The organism is Paenibacillus amylolyticus, from assembly GCF_001570725.1.
Lineage (GTDB): Bacteria > Bacillota > Bacilli > Paenibacillales > Paenibacillaceae > Paenibacillus > Paenibacillus amylolyticus_A.
The window spans coordinates 221,247-243,208 of sequence record NZ_BCNV01000005.1; the positions used below are offsets into that span (position 1 = coordinate 221,247).

The following is a 21,962-nucleotide window of genomic DNA, read 5'->3' on the forward strand; positions in this document are numbered from 1 at the left end:
GGTGGCCTTTTTGGTATCCGTCTTAAAGATATGTATCAGATCATGCATCCCATAAAGTTCCACGTGAAACGTAGCAGAAGGGATGTGAATTTGGGTAAAGTTGTAAATGAGTGTTCGTACAAACTATACTCAAATAAGTACACATTAACTGATTAAACGCTAGTCTAACCTATTCATGGAGAGGAAGTAGAAGCGGCATGAGAGAACTTCAAGTTGCAACGAAGTACGGTACTGTTCAAGGCGAGCTTTTGCATGGTGCAAGCGTATGGAAGGGTATACCCTATGCTAAACCCCCAGTAGGTGAGTTACGTTTCCAGGCTCCGGTTCAACCCGAGACATGGGAGGGAATAAGACAGGCCACTCAATTTGGCCCTGAGAATATACAGCAACGAAACCATCAACCAGAAGGTGTGACAGGAACCCCGAATGAATCAGAAGATAGTCTATATCTGAACATATGGGCACCTAAGGAAAAGGGAGCGAAACCACTACCGGTTATGGTGTGGATTCATGGTGGTTCCTTTGTAGCCGGCTCCGGAAGTTTCCCTGTATACGATGGTACACAGTTGGCCCTTCGAGGTGACTTAATCGTCGTGACGATCAACTACCGACTTGGACCACTCGGATTCATGCATATGGCACCGCTAGGTGACTCATTTGCCACGAATGTTGGTCTGCTGGATCAGGTAGCGGCGCTGCAGTGGGTGAAAGATAACATCTCTACTTTTGGCGGTGATGCGAACCAAGTCACGGTATTCGGAGAATCGGCAGGCAGCATGAGTATCGCAGCATTGATGGCTATGCCTGCCTCCAAGGGACTGTTTCAACGTGTCATTATGCAAAGTGGAGCTTCACAGTTCATGCCGGCAGAACAAGCATCTGCTGTACGTGATGGCATGCTGAAGATTCTGGGCGTAGAGCCAAGTGACCTACAGAAGCTAAAGACGATTCCGGCAGAGCAGATCATCGCAGCCGCAGAAACGATCAAACAGCAGAGCGGTGCAGGGATGGCCTTGTTATTCCAGCCTGTACTGGATGCAGTAACTCTGCCTCAGACGCCGCTTCAGGCGATAAGCGAGGGTAAGGCGAAGGATATTCCTGTGTTAATCGGTACAACGTTGCATGAAGGTTCGTTGTTTATCCAGCCGCATATTCCGTATTCACCAGAGATCGATATGGTACAAGCCGTTGACTTTATGACGCCGGATCTGGAGAATCGTGCAGCTATTGCAGACAGCTATCCCAAAACGGCAGATGGTCAAGCACAGGTCATGACCGATCTATATTTCTGGCGTTCTTCGGTACAATATGCGGCTGCACAGCAGCAACATGCGCCAGTGTGGATGTATCGTTTCGATTGGGTGATGCCAGAGCATCCACTTCTTCATAAAGCAGTTCACAGCATTGAAATGTACTTTGTCTTCAATACACTGCCTGTATTGAAATATATGAATGCCGAGCCGGATGAGGCCGCAGCGGAACTAGCGCTTAAAGTACAGGATGCTTGGATTTCTTTTGCCAAGAACGGTAAACCGGCTACCGCAGGGGTGGACTGGCCTGCTTATGAGCAGGATCGCGCGACATTGATCTTCGACCATGAGATTGAAGTTGTACATGATCCTGAGGCATCCAAACGTGAGTTACTGGGGCTGTAGTCCGAATGTGCTGTTGCATCCATGCAATGTATAACTAGCTATAAGGCCACAATGATATAAAAAGGCGACCTCCATTCTTTATCGTGGAAGTCGCCTTTTTATAATTCCGGTTACGGATGCACAGCAGACATGATAACTATTTACGAGAGGCCCGTGTGCGGGACACCTCATCGAAGTAGAAGGAACGTTTTCCACGGGAGAACAGCACGATCAAGATATGGACGAACAAGATGAAGGAGATCAGCATAGATAGACCAAACATTCCCACAGAGATCCATGCGCGATAGGGTTCAAGCATGACATCCGGATGACCGGAAAACGCATAATCGTTGACTAAGCGAATGATCGTAAATAGTAGCCATGGAACATAGAGTGAAATAAATCTTTTAAATAAAGATTCACTGGTAGCTGTGCCAGTCTGACGATCCACATAGCGGAAGCGCAAGATGGCCGAGCCTGGAGTTACCCCATTTCGTACCCAAGGGATGAAGAACAGGACAATGACCATAGCAATGGATGTACTTAGGGCATCACTGATCACATCAGATGCTGTGAAGATGGAGATCAGATTCGAAAGGAAGACAACACCGAATCCATCGATCATCAGTGCGAGCAATTGAGGCATAGTATACACTCGGTTTTGCTCCACAATTTGTTCGCTCTTCGCCTGAATGCTTGCACGTGATGGGAATAAAGCAAGCAGGATGGGCGCTGTGACAAATCCAAGTATGGTTCCTGACGTATTCAATAGCAAATCATCCACATCGAAGAGGCGGTAAGGACAATTATAATACCCGTAGAATCCGGTGATTTGGGTGATCTCGAAGAATAAGGAAAGCCCGAATCCGCCAAGCAGGGCATACGTCCAGAACGATCTCTTTTGGAAAAAATAACGGATGTATACACCCAGCAGCATGAGAAGCAGGACATTAAACAACACTTGCAGAAAGGCTCTGCCCTGAATCATTCCGATATAGGTGGAAGGCTGGGACCATACAATGGGAGTTTCTTTCATGATGTCTTTGACAAAGGTGAATGGAACCAGATTGTAGTAGATCGTGTCAGCGGCTTGCTGCGCACAGGTATCTTGCGTAGTCGGAAACGGGAGAATGACGAGGCAATAGGCAGCCAGAATATAAAAGATAAAGGAAAAGCTTACGCCAAACCTTGACCAACTGAAGAAGCCGTCTTTACGATACCCATAGATCAACCACGGCACCAGCAAAAACATAGCCGCGACGACAAAGATCAAAAAAGCCGTTTGCACAGGGAAAACATATGAAGACATGAGTGGGCACTCCTTTGGTAGTAAATATAGTAACTCTCATGGAGAAATAGAGATTCAATTTCATGTATTTATAGCGCGTATCTAATAGTTACATCATAAGTAGTTACCCTTAAAGTGAGGGATGCATGAACCTTAAATTTGGTTTAAATCCATTCATGCAGTGACCAAGCGTATGGAACATATCGCCGAAATCCCGTATACTTGCGGGAAAGCCAATCGTAGAATGGAGAGTTTAATACATATGTCTAATTTGCCTAACTGCCCGAAATGTAATTCTGAGTACACGTACGAGGATGGTAACCTGCTGGTCTGCCCAGAGTGTGCGCATGAATGGTCTTTGGAAGCAGACAATGAGAACGCAGAGGATACAAAAGTAATCCGTGATGCCAACGGAAATGTGCTAAATGATGGCGATACCGTTACGGTCATTAAAGATCTGAAGGTAAAAGGCAGTTCACTCGTGGTCAAACAGGGCACAAAGGTGAAGAATATCCGCCTGATTGATGGGGATCATGATATTGATTGCAAGATCGACAGCCTGGGTGCGATGAAGTTGAAGTCTGAGTTTGTGAAAAAGATATAAGATCAAGAAACGTTCAGTCCCGCTTTCAACGGGAATTGAACGTTTTTTTTTGTTTGACAGGAAATATTTAGTAGATATATACTGATTGGAATTTATTTTTTTGAACATGTTTGAGTAGCCTACATATAAGAAAAGGCAGGTGTCAGAGCGATGAAGAGAGATCACATTATTGAATATTATTCCGGATTTGATGAGTGGGGGAGATTGGAGCGGGAACCGATTGAGTTCATCATTAACATGCATTACATCAGGGAGCATCTCCCCGCTACTGGTTGTATTCTGGATAATGGCGCAGGACCGGGAAAGTATGCCATGGAACTGGCGAAGCTGGGGTACCAACTCACTTTATCTGATCTGACACCGTCCTCCGTGGATACTGCACGGGAAAAGGCTCAGGAGTTCGGTCTGACACAGCAATTCGATGGATTTCATGTTCTCGATGCCACCTCGCTCTCCGGTATGGCTGACGAGACATATGATGCATCCCTCATGCTGGGGCCGTTATATCATCTGCAGACTGTCGAGGAGCGTGTGGCTGCTGTAAGAGAGCTGTATCGTGTAACCAAGCCAGGAGGCGTGGTGTTTGTAGCGATGCAAAGCCGAATGCGCATGAGTATCAATTCGCTGCAATCCCCGCAGAACTGGAAACCAAATGATCACATGGTAGCCATCCGTTCTTTTGTTGAGAAGGGTATATTCGATCATCAGGATCACGGACGATTCACAGGTGCTTATTACTTTAATATTCAGGACATTACACCGTTCATGGAGCAACATGGATTTGAAACTGTCGATTTGATTGGTTCATCCAGCCTTAGAGCGATGCTTACGGACGAGCAGCAGCAATATTGGAAAGAGCGCGGCGAGTACGAAGAACTCATGCAATATATGATAGATGCCGCTAAGGACCCTTCCATATTGGGGATCTCATCGCATCTGCTGTACATCGGGAGGAAGAAATAATAGATTTACAGGCAATGCTCTAGAAAATGTATATAATTTAGAAAATTTCAGCCCATGGAATGCTGTTTGTACATGATATAATATTTCTATCTAATGGTCTGGAGGTGTCAATATGCAATGGAAGGAAGTTCAGGAGCGATTCCCTAATGAGTGGGTCGTTTTTGAGGCAACCAAGGCGCATTCAAGAGAAGGCCAGCGTTACATTGAAGAGATGGCAGTGATTGATTCATTTGATGATTCTACGAAGGCACTAAAACGTTATGGTGAATTGCATCAGGAAGATCCCAGACGGGAATACTGCTTTTTTCACACTTCACGTCCAGAAGTTGTGGCAAGAGAACGATATGTTGGCATGAGAGGTCCTCGATGAAAATTTTAGAGATTTATGGTCTACCCTTCATAAGCATAAAACTTGAATTTAGAGGAGAATTACTACAATTAGAAAAAGTCCTTTTGGATACCGGATCAGCTAGTACATTGTTGAATGCAGATGCAGTTCGGGAAGTAGGAATGGTTCCTGAAGAGGATGATATCGTTGATATTATAAGAGGTGTAGGCGGTATAGAGTATGTTTATACCAAGTCGCTCGATTCTATAACTGTAGATGGAACAACGATTAATAATTTTCAAGTTGAAATAGGAAATATGGATTATGGTTTGGAGATTGACGGAATTCTGGGATTTAATTTTATGAAACAGACTGGTGTTGTAATTAATACCAACCTGATGGAACTAAGTATAGACAAGCCATAATTATAGAAAAAAATCATAAAAGTGCCCTCTGGAAACAGAGGGTACTTGTGTTTTTCACAAAAATAGTTCAATATTAAGATACATAACAAAAGGTGATATACTTACAATAGGTTAGATGAACAACGGATCGCTTCATACCAGGGAGGAACAGACAATGGAAATCGGAATTAGTACATTTGTGGAGACGAACCGGGATGTAAAAACAGGAGAACTTATCAGTCATGCGCAGCGCATTCGCGATGTTGTTGAAGAGATTGTTTTGGCAGATCAGGTGGGTCTGGATGTATATGGCGTGGGAGAACATCATCGTGCTGACTATGCGGCTTCATCACCAGCTGTCATTCTGGCGGCTGCAGCTTCGCAGACCAAGAATATTCGCCTGACGAGTGCGGTAACGGTGCTTTCATCACATGATCCGGTACGGGTATATCAGGATTTTGCGACACTGGACGGCATTTCGAACGGGCGTGCAGAGATTATGGCAGGGCGGGGATCATTTATCGAATCGTTCCCACTGTTTGGCTACGATCTGAATGACTACGATGAGTTATTCGACGAGAAACTGGATTTATTGCTTAAGCTGCGTGATTCGGAAAAAGTAACCTGGGAAGGCAAACACCGCCCTTCCTTTAACAATCTGGGCATCTACCCACGCCCGGTACAGGAAAAACTTCCGGTATGGATTGGCAGTGGCGGTAATCAGGAGTCCGTCGTCCGTGCAGGGCTGCTTGGTTTGCCACTGGTGCTTGCCATTATTGGTGGCCGTCCGGTACAATTCGCACCACTGGTGGAGCTGTACAAGAAAGCAGCAGCACATGCAGGACATGATGCTTCCAAGCTGACCGTTGCTTCTCACTCTCACGGCTTTATTGCCGATACAACAGACGAAGCTGTGGAGAAATTCTTCCCGCCAGCGCAAGCGGTCATGAACATATTGGGTCGTGAACGTGGCTGGGGACACTACAGCCGTGCAACATTTGATGCGGCGCGTAGCCTTGAGGGTGCTTTGTACGTGGGAGATGTGGATACGGTCGCTCAGAAGATTATCTATCTGCGCAAAGAAGTCGGCATTACCCGCTTCATGTTACACACTCCACTCGGCACCATGCCACATAACGAGGTTATGAGAGCAATCGAACTGCTTGGTAAAGAAGTCGCTCCAATCGTGCGCAAGGAAATTGCACGTTGGGAAGCGGAGAACCAAGAGACACTTTAATCGACTGAAGGTCGATACGGATATAAATAGAGTGAACCAAATAAAGGAGCACGTCCTCGGCGTATTACGCTATTGGACCTGCTCCTTTTTCGTTTATCTTCTATAAGCTTCTGACACATCACCGACTTCATGCTTATTGATTCGCAGATGTACTTACAAGGGAGTGTATAACCATCGACAACGTATGATCATAGAGGGTTTTGGCAGCTTCTTCGCTCTCAATATGGCCTCCCAGGTACAGATGAATAACACCGTGTAAGGGAGCCCAGATCATTCGTACCGCAAGCAGGGGATCTTGCACCTGAAGCATTCCCTGTTCAATCGCTACCTCAACCAAGGCAGACACTTGTTTCAGTGCAGTTGCTGTTCCCTGTAAGGTCTCTCCATCTGGTTTGAATTCGGAAAAAGATCCTCCAAACATCAGCTGATAGAAGCTAGATTGAGAAATGCCGAAGTCCCAGTAGACGTAGGCGAGATCACGGAAATATTGTTCGAACGAGGCCTGCCGGGGGATATCTTCAAAATACTGGGCCATAAGGGAGCATCCCTCTAAATATAAATGTTTGGCTAACCCTTCTTTTTTACCGAAAAGATTATATATGATTTTGGTGGAGCACTCCATACGTTCAGCTACGCGGCGTACCGTGACAGCCTCTGGTCCATGCTCTTGCAGTAAAGCAGCAGCAGCATGCACAATATTTTGCCGCAGATTATCCGAGTGCTGGAGTCTGGCTTCCTGAAAGGTTGTTACTGTATGTGCAGATTCCGTGGAACCCGAATTAAGATCCTTCATTGAATTCATCCTCGTAACCGTATTGTTGTTGAACAGAAACTACGTTTCCTTCGCTATGGTCATTCTACTGTTTTACGCTGGATAACGTCAATTTAATCCGAATGTCGAAAGTAAGCACTATTATCTAAATGCAAAATCAACAGATGCAATTTGACAGGATCATGGATTTTGGTTACGATGATTCCATAAAGAAACAATGTTTCCTAATGAAAACAAGTGTTCAAACTATGCTTAGAGGATGGATGAGAGATGATAAAGGATCAGCATCAATGGGTACTTATTACAGGTGCTTCTTCAGGTATTGGGGAAATTTTTGCACTCGAAATGGCTTCCAAGGGTAAAAATATCGTGCTGGTGGCCAGAACAGAGTCCAAACTGAATCAATTGGCAGAACGTATAGAACGTACATATCAAGTAAGGGCTGAGGTAATCGTATCGGATCTTTCCGAAGTAGAGGCACCTCAGAACGTATATGAGGAATGTCAGAATCGGGGAATACACATCGATATTTTAATCAACAATGCGGGATTCGCTACCCATGGATGTTTTGAACAACTGGATGGTTCCCGGCAGCAGGAGGAGATCATGTTGAACGTGCTCGCCTTGACGAACATGACGCATCTTTTCTTGCCAGGCATGTTGCAGAACAAAAATGGTGCTGTCATTAATGTGTCTTCGACGGCTGCCTTTCAACCTGATCCATATATGGCTGTGTATGGAGCAACGAAGGCATTTGTACTTTCTTTTACAGAGGCGTTATATGAAGAAAACAGGAAGCGTGGCGTTCAGTTTTTGGCACTATGCCCAGGCTCAACCGAGACTTCGTTCTTTGATGTAGTGGGTGCTGATGAAGCCTCCGTGGGCAAACGTGATACACCTGAGCATGTCGTGGCCGTAGCCATAAGGGCACTGGCATCAGGCAAACCTTATGCTGTGCCCGGGGCCAGGAATTACTGGACAGCGCAGTTCACCCGCCTCATACCACGCAAGTCCATGTTGCGAATCGTAGGGAGTATGCTCCGTCCACGTTCCGAGGGTGGTAAACCAGAAAAAGTACAAGCCTAATTAGTGGTGGTAGGGTGAAAGCTTTAGGCCAAAATGCCTTTGGCCCGAGCTTCCTTTATCCAGTCTGGAAATTCAGTAAGGAGACGATCGTACAATTCTTCATCGCTGATCTTGGAGATGTCGTCCAAGGCAAAAAAGTCAGCATTATCGATGAAACGTCCAGTCATATCATCAAGATTCTCCAGAATACCGTAATTGGCTTGTCCCAAGCCGACGAATTGCCAGAACAGGTTTTTGGTTGAGCTTTCGGTAATAAGCCGCATAATTTTCCCTTTTTGACTAACTCCGCCATCGCTAAAAAAGATAATATACGTTGGGATCTTCACATTAGGTTCCTCGATCGTATATTTGCGAATGACATCCTGCATCACAGGAGGTTCATTGTTGGTGCCACCTTTGCTTCCCAGCGTATATGTTCGTTCAATATAATTTTCGAAATCCCTAGCGGTGACGCTAGGTGCACGCAAGAAGTCTTTGGCGAAGAACCAGACGTCCAACTCTCCGTTATCGTCAAATGCTGATGCAATCGCCAGGATACGCTCGAAGGCTTCTTGTACGATGCCTTTGCGATACAGATGGTACATGGAGCCTGATGCATCAAATACAACGGCAACACGTGCCTGTATAGGTTCGATCTTTTTCTTTTGCAGAGACAGGGTTACTTTACGTTTGAGGAGATCGATCTTGGTCAGGTTTAGCGGTGCATGATTCGTGTTCGGTGTAACAACAGGTGCCGGGGCTTCTAGAGAGGCTGCTGCAATTTCAGCTCGTGCCGTGAGAAGAACCTGTTCAGCTTCCGAGGTGTCGTTACTCTCGATCTCAACACCAAATGATTCTGCCAGCGGCTGCAATCCACCAAAAAAACCTCGTCCAATCGCACGAACTTTGAATCCGTCACGATACTTGTAGATTTCAATGAAAATAAGCGCTGTTTCCGCAGTGACCTGCGTGATCTCATAGATAATCTGCTGGGAACCAGCTCGTACAATCGCCTGACATGCCTGAACATTGGCGAAAGTACCTCCCGCATCCAGAGTAGCCGTAAACACACATTTTTCCACAGGGGCCTGCCGTAATTGATTTGTATCCAGTACAAAAGAGGATTTCAGTTCCTCTGCCTGTTGCAGAAGCACACTTTGATGGGGATCGGCCTTCTGATTATAAAATACAAAATAGTCGTCGGATGGTACCTTTCCCTCTTCGTTCACCATAAAGCAGCTAACATCCAAGGGAGAAGGAGATGATGTACATTGAATGGTTACCTGAAGTTGGGCGGATTCGTTGATGCTGGTATTCTGGCCTGTGTTTAAGTGGATGAACGAATCTGTCATAATCGGATGAGCCTCTCTTCTCCAATATAATGGTTGAAAACGAACAGTAACAAGATCGATTCTGAGACAAATGTTTCCATAAGTCAATCATATATCCGGTATTCCTACGCCTCATCAGACTCGTACTTTTCCCGATGTTCCTTCTTCATCCTTACATAGTCCGGATCGGTCTTGGCGATCTCCCATTGCGCTTTGAATATGGCCGCGGCTTCTGCCTTCACCTTGTCATTCTGGTAGGGCAAGATCGAGCCATCCTCCTTCGAATATTTGCGTCCTCCTTTGTGATTCGTATACCGTCTGGCCCGTGTATAACCCATCTGGAGAAATTTACGAGCCATATCCATACCAACGAAATCTCCCTTTTTCTTATACTCCAAAAATAGCTCATAGATCTTCTCCGATGACTCTGTCGCAATCTCGGGTGTTTTGAACCGCCAGTGTGGTAGAATCTCGCCCTTGTACGGCTCTACCATCAGCACACCCTGCTCGCCCCGGCCTACGGTGTACAGCTCAGGATGTTTGCGCAGATCCAACTCATCATAATTGAGACTGTAATCAAATTTTTTCATGTATACGCCCTCCTTGATAGGGATTACCCCGATTCTTTTACATCAAGCACGGTTAATGGGGAACAATAGAAGGAATTACACAGGAGGGATAACGGTATGGGAATGTCCGGCAGATATCTTGTGGTTACGAAGGAGCTCATTGAATCTATCAAGTCAGGCGAGGTTAGTGTGCATAATTGTGCAGTGGATCTGGATATTGATAAAACGTGGCAGATGTTACAGTTCACGCTGAACGGTAACTTGTTAGACGGGGAGCCTCCCCTCGGTTATGTGGTGCCGCTCGCAGGTGAGCAGTACGTGGGGAACTATTCGGACATGGATCTGTTCATGCTTAGTAATGAGCAAGTGCTGGAGGCCTACATGGCATTAGAGCAGATCACGCCGGAACAGTTAAAGCAAAGGTATAGTCTGGACCAGATGATCGCTGAGGGTGTCTATCCAGTCATGGAAGATTGGGATGCAGAAGAGACATTTCAGGAGATCGTTCAGACCGTGGATCATATCCAGGCCTTGTTTCAGGCAACGGCTGAAAGTGGAAACGGAATCGTCTTTTATGTTTTCTAAATGAGCACTGAAATAATGATGGAAAATGGTTGGCCATCGCTGAGACAGGTTTGAACTTCGCCTATTCGGGTTATTGATAGACACAAGGCTCAGGCCTTGATGACATGAAAATCCGGTAGAAGAGAGGGAATGCGATATGACACAGGATCAGAACGAAGAGAACAAAGCGATTCAAGAGGACGAGCCGGATCAATTCGAGACTCCCGTAACTGCGGAAGATGAAGAAATTGATGAAGATCAGGCAGAAGGTAAGGAGCAAGAATAACTTCCAGCGTTGCATAATGAAGCAGGATGTTTTATCGAAACTTACAATATGCTGAAATATAGATAGACCAGAGGTCGGACATGTTCCGGCCTTTTGGTTTATTTTTTGCGTATCCGTTTACAAGAATTACCTGTACCTTCATAATGGGAATGAACCATATTTTTCTAAGGAGGAGATCATATTACGAATCGAAAGTTAGTCCAATGGATGGCAGTGCCACTAGTACTATTAATGGTTGTTCTTACAGGATGTCAGGCTGTGGGTGGAGTAGATGTTGGCAAAGCCATGGCTAATGGCGCGAGTATCAAGTCCGGTGAATCCAGACAATCCATGAATATAAAGATAGAACCGGCTACGGAACTTGCGACAGAGAAAGACCTTGAAATGATTGAACTTATTAACTCCATATCCTTGGATATTGATCAAGCCAAAATGAAAGATGCGAAGACAGCATCAATCAAAGGCACATTCAGCATGGAGGGAACGAAGCTACCTTTCCACCTGTCCATGAATGAGTCCCAATTGGTCATTGATCTGGACGGAGCCCAGAAACCGCTGTACATATCTCTGGATACGTTCCAAGATGCACAAGCGCTTCCGATGGTAGATATGAAGGCTCTGGAGAAGCAACTTGAGGAAATATCCCCAAAACTGTTCTCTTTTGTCCTGAAGCATCTGTCCAATCCGAAGAACATTTCTGTAACACCGGTACAGGAATCCGTGAATGGCGAAGCACTTAGTCTCTCCAAGCTGCATTTGGAAGTTAGTGGTGAAGAGATGCTTGCCATGGTTAAACCGTTCCTGACGAGTATTTCGAAGGATGAGCAAGGACTGAAAGAGCTGATTGGCGATCTGTATGATGTGTTCTACCCTGTACTTGAAGCCGTGAATGAGGTTGAAGGCGGGGGAGACGAAACGCTGAATTCCATCGTTCCTGAATCGAAGGATGAGGCTGTGGCTTCACTGTATGCCATGATCAAAGTGGGACTGGACAGTATGCTGGTCAATTATGATCAGGAGCTGAACAACCTGTTGAATGAGGACCCTGATTTGAAAACGCTGTTTGGCACAGAAACCAAACTGAAACTGGACTTCTATCTCGACAGCAAGCTGGATATCCGCAAACAGAACTTTGAGCTTAAAGTGGCAATACCTGCTTCCGACGAACTACCGTTGAAATCCGTAACCGTAAGCGGAGACAGTGAACAGTGGAATATTGGTGGGACGGTTGCAGTCGATGAAGTGGATGTATCCGGTGGCGTCATGGATCTGATGAAGGATGATATTACGCCTGGTCAGATGCTGCGCAATTTTGATTCCAACTCACTTGCATATCAATTGCTCAAAGATGAAGCTGGGATCACGAGTAAAAGTGTAGTGCTCTTCCCGGATGATGAATACGCTGGGGCGATCACTGTTAAGAATACAACATTTGTTCCGCTTCGCTACGTGTCTGAAGAATTGGATGCTGAAGTGAAATGGACCAAAGGCTCGAACCAGATCGTTGTTATTGATGACATTACTGGTGATGAGATTGTCTTGACTGTAGGATCCAAGAAAGCAACGGTTGCTGGTAAAGAAGTAACCATGGTGGAATCCGCTTATGTAGGCAAGGACGGCAAGACGTATGTGCCGCTGCGCTTTGTGGCTGAATCCCTTGGAGCTACTGTAGATAAAGAACAAGAAACAGGCTGGATATACATTGACCGTCCTTAAGTGAGACGTTGTAAGTAAGCCTTAGTAAGAGAGGGGATTTCAGAGTATGCCAGATTTCTCGTAATGATCGTGAAAAGAACACCGCAAAAATTCCGTTAGACCATGAACGGGATACGTGTGTCCTTTTGACCCATTACGAGGAGCTTCGGCGTTTCTGAAATGATGAAACGGATCGGGGAGTGCCTCTATTGGAGGTGCTCCTCTTTGTCGTTTCATCCTAAATAAATCCCCAGAGGTGTTGTATATGAAAAGTCAATTATTCATCCATTCAAACTCCGTAACGTTGCGTCCATTTACGCTTGAAGATCAGGCGGCCGTGTATGCATTAACCCAACATCCCGAAATCACGGATATTCTCCCGGATTGGAAGATGACCGAGGATCAGTTGGGCGAATTCTTACAATTTGTCGTTGGCAGTTACGAACAGTTCAACCCGGAAGATGTACGCATCCTGCTTGCCGTTGTACACAATGAAGATCAGCGTATCATTGGTTGGTGCGGTGTATTTCCAAATGACATGCTGGATCGTACTGACCGTGAAGTGGCCTACGCCATTTCCAGGGATTACCGGAATAAAGGATACATCACAGAGGCGGTTCAAGCCCTAACAGCATATATATTTGAGCATACCTTGCTGAATCGAATTGTGGGCATTGTGAAGCCGTTCAACCAGCCGTCACGCAAGGTTCTGGAGCATGCGGGTTTTCGTTATGTCTCTCGCAGAAAGCTTGTAGATCAGGAGAACTACGATTATTATGAACTGTTCAAAATAAAGTACGAACCAGTGCAAGCGAAGCAGGTACATTCTGAAATTCGTTTACGACGAGCACAGCAGGAAGATGCTGTTGTACTTACAGAGATTTGCAGTCGTGCGTTTGATCACGCTATAAAGGTCTGGTCAGATGGTAAGGAGGCTATCGATAGCAATCTATGTCCACCTAATTATTCATCAATTCGATTGCATCGTTACGTGATCCGTGAATGGGATTATTATGTTGTAGAATCAGATGGATGCGCTATTGGCGGAGTGAGTGTTAACGTGCTTGGACGAAAACATGCCAGGATCGATAAGATCTATATTGACCCCGTATGCCAGGGGCGTGGCGTGGGAACTCAAGTCATGAGGCTTATTGAGGCTGAATTTCCGCGGATTGAAACCTGGAAGCTGGAGACCTCAGGTCGGCAGCTGGATAATCATCATTTTTACGAAAAAATGGGATATGTTCGTATCTATGCATCTGAGGATGAGTTTGGATATGAGAAGAACATGTCCGTTGATTCTTTTGATCCAACATGTGATGAGACATTAGCCAAGGACTTGGGTGAGTCGGTGGTTGAATATGTTCAAGCTAATCTGAACTCGGTTCGTTACAGTACCAGTAACCTGACCAATAGTCGGATTACCGACTGCAACCTGAGTGGGAGCAAATTTACCAATCTAAATATGACCAATATATTGCTAGCTGATTTACGCCTAACTGATAGCAAGATTGAATTTTGTGCTTTGGATGGCGTTCAATTCCAGGACACACATCTTGGATCTGACCGTGTACCCATGCAGTGGACGCATTGTGATCTTGGGGGAAGTCGTTTTATCGATTGCGATCTATCTGGAGTACAGTTGGAACAGTGTCAAGTGAACGGGATGAAGATCAACGGAGTAGAAGTAAGGGAATTACTTGCAGCCTATAAGGCTATGAAGTCCTGAGGACGAATGGCAGGGCCAATACGGAAGCATACTAATCTGGTTGAGACGCTGGTTGTAACAGATCCACTTTTGATTAGAGCAAATAAAGAAACGGGTACTTATGTATGAGGATATCAAAAACAAGCATAGGGAGGTCTATGAAAGATGACTGAACGATTTGCAAGTAAAGTGGTCCTGATTACAGGCGGTGGCTCCGGTCTTGGACGATCAGCTGCTGTGGAAGTTGCACGTGAAGGGGCTAAGCTTGCCCTGGTGGATGTGAACATGAAGGCGTTGGAAGAGACCAAGCGTGTGATCTCGGAAGAGGTACAGCATGCCGAGTTTCTGTTAATCGAAGGTGACGTATCAGATGAAGAAGCTGTGAAGAAGTATGTTAGTGATACGGTCAATGAATTTGGGCGTATCGATGCATTTTTCAACAATGCAGGCATTGAAGGCAAGCAAGACCTGATCGAGAACTACAAGACGGAGATGTTTAATAAAGTCATCGACATCAATCTGAAGGGGGTATTTTTCGGGTTGAAGCACGTTCTGCCTGTGATGAAGAAACAGGGCGAAGGCTACATCGTGAATGCGTCCTCTGTTGGTGGGATTCGCGCCGTGCCGAACCTGGTTGCCTACGGAGCGAGCAAACATGCCGTAGCCGGCATGACCAAAGATGCAGCGATTGAATACGCCGAGCACGGGATCAGTGTTAATGCAATTGCACCCGGAGCCATTCTGACAGATATGGTTATCGGTTCATTCAAACAGATCAATCCGAATGATTGGGAGTCAGCATCCAAAGAGTTCGTGAAGGACAACCCGGCGAAGCGCTTGGGTGAACCGAAGGAAGTAGGTCGCCTCGTTGCCTTCTTGCTGTCTGGCGAAGCACCGTTTATCAATGGAGCCATTATTCCGATTGATGGTGCGCAGTCAGCTAAATATTGATCCCATAATCATCAAACAGCATATCGATGCGGCATAGCTATATACTAAAGAACGCCCTGTTCTGGCCAATGTGCGGAGTGGGGCGTTCTTTTTGTGTGATATTCAGGCTTCAGTGTAACTTATCCGCAGGTTAACTGTGCTGTAGAATCTGCGGCTTTTTGCTAAACCCGGTACTCCCGGCCGTAAAGCCCATCTGGCGATAGAATTCATGTGCGGCTTCACGTTCCGGGCGATTGCCACTGTTCAGAGACAGAGAATCCACGTTATGCGTGGCGGCCCATTGCTCGGCTTCCAGAATGAGCTGACGGCCGATGCCTGAGCCCCTGAACTGGTCATGCACAACCAATGCCATGATACGGCAGTGTCTTCCGTTCTTTTCATACAGATAAGACGTCTGTAATCCAATCAGTCCAACGACGCGTCCGCGTGCTTCAGCCACCAGTGTAGTGAAGTTTGGGTCCGCAGAGATATGGGCATAGCGCTCCTCCATCTCCGCGAATGTGGTTGGGTAACCGAGTTGGTCCATCAGAATGACCATATCTTGCAGATCGGTAGTGGAGCTATGTCGAATCGTCACATCCAGGCTCATAATGTTGTATCCTCCTTGGGTCTTTCCTTCAACGAAAGTTCAATAATGGTGTCCAGTAGCTCTGCAAAAGAAATACCTGCAGCAGCTGCACTTTTGGGCAGCAGACTGTTACGGGTAAGTCCTGGCAGTGTGTTCACCTCAAGCACATAAGGCATGCCTTCCCGAATCATCATATCAACGCGCGCATAGACGCTGCATTTGAGTACCTGATAGCAGGCCAATGCGGCTGCTTCGACGCGTTGGTGAAGGTCCGTAGGCAATTGCACAACCTGCTCATCGGCTCCGTTGTCATCATATTTGGAAGCATAGTCGAAAAACGTAGCGTTAGAATGAATGGAGATCACCGGCAGCATCTTACCGTCCAGAATGGCACAGGTGATCTCCTCACCTTCGATATACTGTTCAATCATGACCGTGTCATCCCAGGCGAGGGCAGCCTCTACAGCGGCGGGAAGGGCGGAAGCTTCCTTCACCACTTGGGTACCGATGCTGGAACCGCCTGAATTGGGTTTGACCACCACGGGGTACGTTAATTGTTGAACAGCAATAGAGGACAGTTCCTCCATATGGTTCACCCACAGCCATTCTCCGGTAAGCACACCCGCATGTTGCATGAGCTGTTTGGACATGTCTTTATCCATGCATACACTGCTTGCAAGCACGCCACAGCCTGTATAGGGAATGCCCAGGGATTCCAGTGTGCCCTGAACGGTACCGTCTTCGCCGTATTTGCCATGCAAGGCAAGCAGTGCCACATCGATCCCGGCCGATTTGTCGATCAGATCCCGCTTGGTATTCAGCTCAATGGGCACAACCTCGTATTTGTCTCTATTCAGATTCGCAATCATCTCCTGTCCGGTGAGCAGGGAAATATCCCGCTCTGAAGATGTACCACCCATAATCACGCCAACCTTCATGTAAAATCCTCCTTATCTCATTTGAGCTGCTGTCTCGCCAATGATCCGAATGCCTTTGCGTATTTGCTCATCGCTGACTCTGGAGAAACCGAGACGCATCGTGTTTACGCCCTGACCGGGTTCCAGATAAAAGGTATCCCCAGGTGTGAACGTCACACCTTTGACCTTACAGGCCGCCAGCAGTTCACGGGTTCTGTATTCGGACGGGAACTGCACGAACAGATGCAGACCACCCGCACCGGAAATCCGGCACATTGGCAGATGCTGCTTCAGGCAACGCACAACCAACTCGTATTTTCGCTTATACTCCGTACGAGCTCGCTTCAAGTATTTCTCGAAATTACCGTTGCTCAGATATTGATACAATAAGGATTGGTCCAGCGTGGAGGTATGAATGCTGCGCGCCCGTTTCATACTCTCCAGATAATCAATCAGGGCCGCATCCGCAATAACCCAACCAACGCGCAGGCCTGGAAATAGCACTTTGGAGAAGCTGCCCAGATACACCAGTCCGTTCCCTTTGCCCATGCTGGCGATCAGGGGAGAGACATGCGAACCGGAATAGCGCAATTCTTCGTTGAACCCGTCCTCAATGATCGGTACCTGGTACTGGTTCATCAACCGGATAATCTCCGCCCGTTTCGCAGGGGACGTCACAATCCCGGTTGGGTTGTGATAGGAGGGCACGAGATATGCCAGATCATATGGACTTGACTCAAGTTCATGTTCCAGTTGCTTCAAGTCCAGGCCATCCGGCTCCATATTTACACCGGTCAGGTGAAACTGGTGCAATTTTAGATTCTTAATCGCCGTGTGGTGCGTTGGATTCTCACAGAGCGCTTTGCCGCTTTCTTTGCGTAAAGCCCCAAGCACCAGATCGAAACCTTCCGTGAATCCGTTGGTGATTAGAATATCCTTGCCACGGAGATCGACGCCTTTGTTCTCCATATATCGTAGTAAATACTTCATCAGCGGTCTGTATCCTTGCGCATATCCGTAATTCAGCAGTACTTCGCCTTCAAGTGACATGCGATCCAGAAAAGCCCGTTTCACGTTGTGCAGATCGAACAACTTCTCATCAGGTGCTATGCTGGTAAAAGATATCTCGCCACGCTCTGCTCCGGAGCCATGCTTCATCAGATCGTACTGCTCTGCCTGAATCGCATACTCGCTTACCTCCGTTGTCCAGTCCAGTTCCCAGCTTGCTGTTGCCTCAGGGGGTTCGATGGAGGCACTGACGTAATTGCCCTTTCCTTTGACTGCATAGATCAGGCCTTCATCTTCAAGCTCGGCATAAGCGAGCAGGACCGTACTTCGACTAACTTTCATAAGTGTGCTGAGTTCACGGGTCGAGGGCAGCTTTTGTTTGGCTTGCAGACCGCCTTTGAGCATCAATCGCTTCATATAATCTTTGACTTGTATATATACAGGGCGGTCCTCCGTCAGTTGCAGATCGGAATACATCCCATCACTCCCTCTACTGGTATCTTGCCATATTATAAACCCAGCAGAAAGAACCACGATACCTCTGTTTCCCTGCGGGAGTGGTTGGTGGTTCGCGTAAACGCAAAAAAGCCCTGGCAATATGCCAGGACCCGTGGTAAAACTTGATCCATTTCTATAGTTCTGCTGCTATGACTTTCTACAGTTGCATTGCATGACTTATCTCTCTAGGATCGATAGCTATCTGACCTTCTACATGTGTCTATTTAACTTCTGTACGGCTATAATTGCAGGCTTTCTAGGTGATACTTAAAATCTACAGTGAAATCATGAATCTAGGTCTTTCTACGTTTGCTTGCTGCAAGTTCGAATAGAAGATGAATCTACAATCTATAAGCTAAGGTTCTTGCTAACTGTACTCTTGTCGTGATCACGTAACAAAAATCAGTATGAAAAAGATGATCAATCATAGGGTACAATAGACGAAGGTAGATATAAAGACATATGTCTTAGTGCCCAATTTCTTCCTCATACCCCTATAGTACCACTTTGAATCAGGGAAGTTAACCTTTTTTTTGAAATATTTGTCGTAATAGCGAAAATTGCGTGAATTGTACTTCATATAGAATGAAATGGTGTCCGTTTATAATATGTGATAGGATGTAGACCTATAGATAATGAGGAAGTGAGCCTATTGATTAATATTACCGTGCCAACACCCAATGTAACCATCACGAAGCAGGCTGATCCACAGCTTAGCCACATTTATGGATTTACTGATTTTCACCTGATTACCCGGGAACTAGGCGGAATTTTCATGTTTTACAATGCCGCTGGAGAGTTGTTATTTGTCGGGAAAGCACGAAAATTAAGACCCCGCATCAAAAAGCATTTTGAAGATACTGTATCACCAATCAAGAATCACCGCGAGGAAGTAACGAAGATTGAAGTATGCCTGGTTGAAGATCCGGTAGATCGTGAAATTTATGAGACCTATATCATTAACACGATGCGTGCGAAATACAATGTAGATAAAGTCTTGTACAAATAAATTGCATATAAAACACAATGAACATGATTTTTTGGGACATATGTCCTAAGTGTGTTGCCGGTAGAGAAGGATGTGATCGCAGGATTGCATCCGACTTCGTCTGGCACCACCCGATTTTTTTGAGCATGAACTCCAGAGAGTAGTCAGTAGAAATGGAAATGTAGAAATGCCAGAGCTTCAACTAAGTATCACAAACGTAGCATTACAGATATATCAAATACATATGAAGAGGTGATTGTGTTGATCGGTCGTAGCGGTAACCCTACACTTAAAGACAGCACGTTTGAAGACAGAGGATATGGAGAAGATCGGTATCAGAATTACATGACGATCAATGGCACGGTGAACAAAGCGTTTATTACGCTTGTGATCCTGCTGGGCAGTGCGTTTGCAACATGGATGATGTTCTTTAACGGACAACAAGTGATGCCGCTCGCTTATGGCGGATTAATCGTTGGTTTCATTCTTGCACTTGTCATTTCGTTCAAACCTGTAGCAGCACCTTATTTGGTACCCGTCTATGCCGTTGCAGAAGGCTTGTTCCTAGGGGCACTTTCCGCAACCTATGAGTCACTGTATAACGGAATAACCTTGCAGGCGGCCCTGTTGACTATGGCTGTATTCATCGCCCTGCTGATGGCATACAAAACCAGATTGATCAAAGCTACGGAGAACTTCAAGTTGGGCGTTGTTGCTGCAACTGGCGGTATCATGATCATGTATCTGTTGAGCTTTGTACTGGGTTTCTTCGGCATTTCGATTCCTTATCTGCATGATAATAGCTTGATTGGCATCGGTATTTCGGTCGTTATCGTCATTGTTGCTGCGCTCAATCTGGTCCTGGATTTCGACTTCATCGAGGGTGGTGCTGAACGTGGTGCACCCAAGTATATGGAGTGGTACGGTGCATTTGGATTGATGGTGACGCTGGTATGGCTGTATATTGAAATTATCCGTCTGCTTGGCAAATTGCGGAGCCGGGACTAGTCCTGCTTTTAACGTCATCATCAGAGTATGAACTTCATTAAAGCTAACGCGTGATACTCACGTCGTTGGCTTTTTTGGTATATATGGAGGTAGTTTATAAGCAAATTCGTGAACAGTAGTAGAGGGAATAGTGAGGCTTGAGGTGTGTACATTTTACCATATTTGGATTGACGATCTGGAAATGGTTATGGTATTTTATTGATAATGATTATCATTTTCGTTTTCGTTTAAATATTGAATAAGCTGCCGGATAGTTCTCTTTACCTTTAGCTACATATCAAGCCGATCAAGCAGATCGAAAGGAGTGGCCTCATGTTACTGGAAAATGATTCGCAGATTGCTGCGCACCAGCCCGTTACCGGCCGCAGTCCCAAGACGGATCTTGCCAACGTTAAAACATACATGGACAAACATTACGACCAACCTCTATCGATTGCAGATCTCGCCTCGGAAGCGGGGATCAGTCCGAAATATTTCGTGGATCTGTTCAAGAAAACGTACGGACAGAGCGCAATGGATTATCTGACGGATCTGCGTATTAACCGCGCCAAGCGATACCTGAAGGAATCCACATACAAGCTTCGCGATATTGCCCTGAGAGTGGGATATAGTGACGAGTACTATTTTAGCCGTAAATTTAAAAAGGAAGTCGGCGTATCTCCTTCGGATTATGCGAAAAACGCCAGAAAACGGATAGCCACCTGCTCCTCCAGTGTGATTGGACAGCTTCTGGCACTTAATGTCATCCCCGTGGCTGCACCTATCGATCCCAAATGGACCGCGTATTATTATAATGCACATCGTACAGAGATTCAGTCTCACCTAAAATTGACGGACCCGTACACGAGCTGGCGGTTTGAGGCCAATGTGGAACGATTGGTTCATATTCGCCCTGATGCCATCGTGGGCACAGATCAGATTAGTGAACAGGATCAGGCCCAGTTGGCCGAGATTGCACCTTGTTGTTTTGTCCCCAAACATCATTCGGATTGGCGAACACAGCTACGCATGATTGGATCATTCCTGGAGCGGGAGGAACAGGCGGAGCAATGGATACACATGTACAACCAGCGAGCAGAGAAGGCGCGGGAATCGGTACAGCGGGAAGTTGGCCGGGAGAAAGTGATCGTCGTGCGGATCTATGGGCAGAATCTCTACCTTTATAGCAATCCGGGTATTGAAGAAGTGCTGTATGGAGCGCTGCAACTGGACACATTTTCTGATCTTAGTGCCAATAATCCGTTAACGCTGGAGCAGCTCGCTGCAATGAACCCTGATCGCATTCTCGTTATGGTGTGTCCCGAAGCTGCTTCACGCGCGTATTGGCTCAGCTTGCAGCATTCAGTTACATGGCGGCAGCTCAAGGCCATTCGTCAGTACCAGGTCCATCTGATCACAGGTGATCCTTGGTTTGATTATTCGGCTGTAGGCGTAATGCGTATGTTGGATGAAGCTCTACTGATCTTCACGGGATATTGTCCAAACATATATCTGGATAACGTCCATGGTGATTCCCAGGCGACGTGACATATAATCCTTGTATCTAAATGAGAATGTTTATCAAGGGGGATATCAC

22 protein-coding genes are annotated in these 21,962 nt (G+C 46.2%); 15 read left to right on the plus strand and 7 right to left on the minus strand.

Going from position 1 to position 21,962, the window contains the following annotated elements; genetic code table 11:
* Nucleotides 1-197 precede the first annotated feature (197 nt).
* Nucleotides 198-1,655, plus strand: coding sequence for a carboxylesterase/lipase family protein (locus PAHA3_RS21005; protein WP_062836646.1), 1,458 nt, complete (start codon nucleotides 198-200; stop codon nucleotides 1,653-1,655).
* Nucleotides 1,656-1,791: 136 nt separating this feature from the next.
* On the opposite strand, the gene PAHA3_RS21010 is transcribed toward PAHA3_RS21005, so the two are convergent.
* Nucleotides 1,792-2,943: a VanZ family protein gene (locus tag PAHA3_RS21010; RefSeq protein ID WP_062836647.1), complete on the minus strand. Its 1,152-nt coding sequence runs from the start codon at nucleotides 2,941-2,943 to the stop codon at nucleotides 1,792-1,794.
* A 241-nt stretch (nucleotides 2,944-3,184) separates the two neighbouring features.
* Between PAHA3_RS21010 and PAHA3_RS21015 the strand changes: the two genes are divergently transcribed.
* The 5 genes from PAHA3_RS21015 to PAHA3_RS21035 all read left to right on the plus strand — a co-directional run bounded on the left by PAHA3_RS21015 (nucleotide 3,185) and on the right by PAHA3_RS21035 (nucleotide 6,458).
* Nucleotides 3,185-3,526, plus strand: a complete 342-nt coding sequence (locus tag PAHA3_RS21015; protein ID WP_062836648.1) for a zinc ribbon domain-containing protein YjdM — start codon at nucleotides 3,185-3,187, stop codon at nucleotides 3,524-3,526.
* A gap of 150 nt (nucleotides 3,527-3,676) precedes the next feature.
* Nucleotides 3,677-4,489: a class I SAM-dependent methyltransferase gene (locus PAHA3_RS21020; protein ID WP_062836649.1), complete on the plus strand. Its 813-nt coding sequence runs from the start codon at nucleotides 3,677-3,679 to the stop codon at nucleotides 4,487-4,489.
* 112 nt (nucleotides 4,490-4,601) lie between these two features.
* Entirely contained in the window at nucleotides 4,602-4,859 is a 258-nt protein-coding gene (locus tag PAHA3_RS21025; RefSeq protein WP_047840923.1) for a hypothetical protein, read from the plus strand.
* Nucleotides 4,856-5,242, plus strand: coding sequence for a retropepsin-like aspartic protease (locus tag PAHA3_RS21030; RefSeq protein WP_062836650.1), 387 nt, complete (start codon nucleotides 4,856-4,858; stop codon nucleotides 5,240-5,242). Before PAHA3_RS21025 ends, PAHA3_RS21030 begins: the two co-directional genes overlap by 4 nt.
* A gap of 154 nt (nucleotides 5,243-5,396) precedes the next feature.
* Entirely contained in the window at nucleotides 5,397-6,458 is a 1,062-nt protein-coding gene (locus PAHA3_RS21035; RefSeq protein WP_062836651.1) for an LLM class flavin-dependent oxidoreductase, read from the plus strand.
* A gap of 133 nt (nucleotides 6,459-6,591) precedes the next feature.
* Here PAHA3_RS21035 and PAHA3_RS21040 read toward each other — a convergent pair whose 3' ends face one another.
* Nucleotides 6,592-7,260: a TetR/AcrR family transcriptional regulator gene (locus tag PAHA3_RS21040; RefSeq protein WP_235599521.1), complete on the minus strand. Its 669-nt coding sequence runs from the start codon at nucleotides 7,258-7,260 to the stop codon at nucleotides 6,592-6,594.
* Between the two features lie 240 nt (nucleotides 7,261-7,500).
* On the opposite strand from PAHA3_RS21040, the gene PAHA3_RS21045 reads away from it, so the two are divergent.
* A complete protein-coding gene (locus PAHA3_RS21045; RefSeq protein ID WP_062836653.1) occupies nucleotides 7,501-8,316 on the plus strand; it encodes an SDR family NAD(P)-dependent oxidoreductase in 816 nt (271 codons plus the stop codon).
* Nucleotides 8,317-8,339: 23 nt separating this feature from the next.
* Here PAHA3_RS21045 and PAHA3_RS21050 read toward each other — a convergent pair whose 3' ends face one another.
* Both PAHA3_RS21050 and PAHA3_RS21055 read right to left on the minus strand, forming a co-directional pair.
* On the minus strand, nucleotides 8,340-9,647 hold the full coding sequence (locus PAHA3_RS21050; protein ID WP_062836654.1) for a VWA domain-containing protein: 1,308 nt from the start codon (nucleotides 9,645-9,647) through the stop codon (nucleotides 8,340-8,342).
* A 104-nt stretch (nucleotides 9,648-9,751) separates the two neighbouring features.
* A complete protein-coding gene (locus tag PAHA3_RS21055) occupies nucleotides 9,752-10,216 on the minus strand; it encodes a DUF4385 domain-containing protein (RefSeq protein ID WP_062836655.1) in 465 nt (154 codons plus the stop codon).
* A 96-nt stretch (nucleotides 10,217-10,312) separates the two neighbouring features.
* Here PAHA3_RS21055 and PAHA3_RS21060 point away from each other — a divergent pair, with 96 nt between their 5' ends.
* From PAHA3_RS21060 to PAHA3_RS21075, 5 genes are all read left to right on the plus strand, one after another.
* Nucleotides 10,313-10,780, plus strand: a complete 468-nt coding sequence (locus tag PAHA3_RS21060) for a DUF1877 family protein (protein WP_062836656.1) — start codon at nucleotides 10,313-10,315, stop codon at nucleotides 10,778-10,780.
* Nucleotides 10,781-10,916: 136 nt separating this feature from the next.
* Nucleotides 10,917-11,045: a hypothetical protein gene (locus tag PAHA3_RS31110; RefSeq protein ID WP_260986639.1), complete on the plus strand. Its 129-nt coding sequence runs from the start codon at nucleotides 10,917-10,919 to the stop codon at nucleotides 11,043-11,045.
* A 207-nt stretch (nucleotides 11,046-11,252) separates the two neighbouring features.
* Nucleotides 11,253-12,761 (plus strand): copper amine oxidase N-terminal domain-containing protein, encoded by a 1,509-nt coding sequence (locus PAHA3_RS21065; RefSeq protein WP_062836657.1) that lies wholly within the window; start codon nucleotides 11,253-11,255, stop codon nucleotides 12,759-12,761.
* A gap of 244 nt (nucleotides 12,762-13,005) precedes the next feature.
* Nucleotides 13,006-14,469 (plus strand): GNAT family N-acetyltransferase, encoded by a 1,464-nt coding sequence (locus PAHA3_RS21070; RefSeq protein WP_062836658.1) that lies wholly within the window; start codon nucleotides 13,006-13,008, stop codon nucleotides 14,467-14,469.
* A 144-nt stretch (nucleotides 14,470-14,613) separates the two neighbouring features.
* On the plus strand, nucleotides 14,614-15,399 hold the full coding sequence (locus PAHA3_RS21075; protein ID WP_062836659.1) for a glucose 1-dehydrogenase: 786 nt from the start codon (nucleotides 14,614-14,616) through the stop codon (nucleotides 15,397-15,399).
* A gap of 130 nt (nucleotides 15,400-15,529) precedes the next feature.
* Here the strand turns inward: PAHA3_RS21075 and PAHA3_RS21080 are convergent, their stop codons facing one another.
* Genes PAHA3_RS21080 through pdxR form a run of 3 tightly spaced genes read right to left on the minus strand, consistent with a single transcriptional unit; the run spans nucleotide 15,530 to nucleotide 18,369 of the window.
* Nucleotides 15,530-15,988 carry a GNAT family N-acetyltransferase gene (locus PAHA3_RS21080; RefSeq protein ID WP_235599522.1) on the minus strand — a complete coding sequence of 153 codons (459 nt, stop codon included), beginning with the start codon at nucleotides 15,986-15,988 and terminating at the stop codon, nucleotides 15,530-15,532.
* Nucleotides 15,985-16,905, minus strand: a complete 921-nt coding sequence (locus PAHA3_RS21085; RefSeq protein ID WP_062836660.1) for a D-alanine--D-alanine ligase — start codon at nucleotides 16,903-16,905, stop codon at nucleotides 15,985-15,987. Before PAHA3_RS21085 ends, PAHA3_RS21080 begins: the two co-directional genes overlap by 4 nt.
* A 12-nt stretch (nucleotides 16,906-16,917) precedes the next feature.
* Entirely contained in the window at nucleotides 16,918-18,369 is a 1,452-nt protein-coding gene (pdxR, locus tag PAHA3_RS21090) for a MocR-like pyridoxine biosynthesis transcription factor PdxR (RefSeq protein WP_062836661.1), read from the minus strand.
* 673 nt (nucleotides 18,370-19,042) lie between these two features.
* Here pdxR and PAHA3_RS21095 point away from each other — a divergent pair.
* From PAHA3_RS21095 to PAHA3_RS21105, 3 genes are all read left to right on the plus strand, one after another.
* Entirely contained in the window at nucleotides 19,043-19,399 is a 357-nt protein-coding gene (locus tag PAHA3_RS21095; RefSeq protein WP_062836662.1) for a nucleotide excision repair endonuclease, read from the plus strand.
* A 240-nt stretch (nucleotides 19,400-19,639) separates the two neighbouring features.
* Nucleotides 19,640-20,386: a Bax inhibitor-1/YccA family protein gene (locus PAHA3_RS21100; RefSeq protein WP_062836663.1), complete on the plus strand. Its 747-nt coding sequence runs from the start codon at nucleotides 19,640-19,642 to the stop codon at nucleotides 20,384-20,386.
* A gap of 312 nt (nucleotides 20,387-20,698) precedes the next feature.
* Nucleotides 20,699-21,913, plus strand: a complete 1,215-nt coding sequence (locus tag PAHA3_RS21105; RefSeq protein ID WP_062836664.1) for an AraC family transcriptional regulator — start codon at nucleotides 20,699-20,701, stop codon at nucleotides 21,911-21,913.
* Nucleotides 21,914-21,962 lie beyond the last annotated feature (49 nt).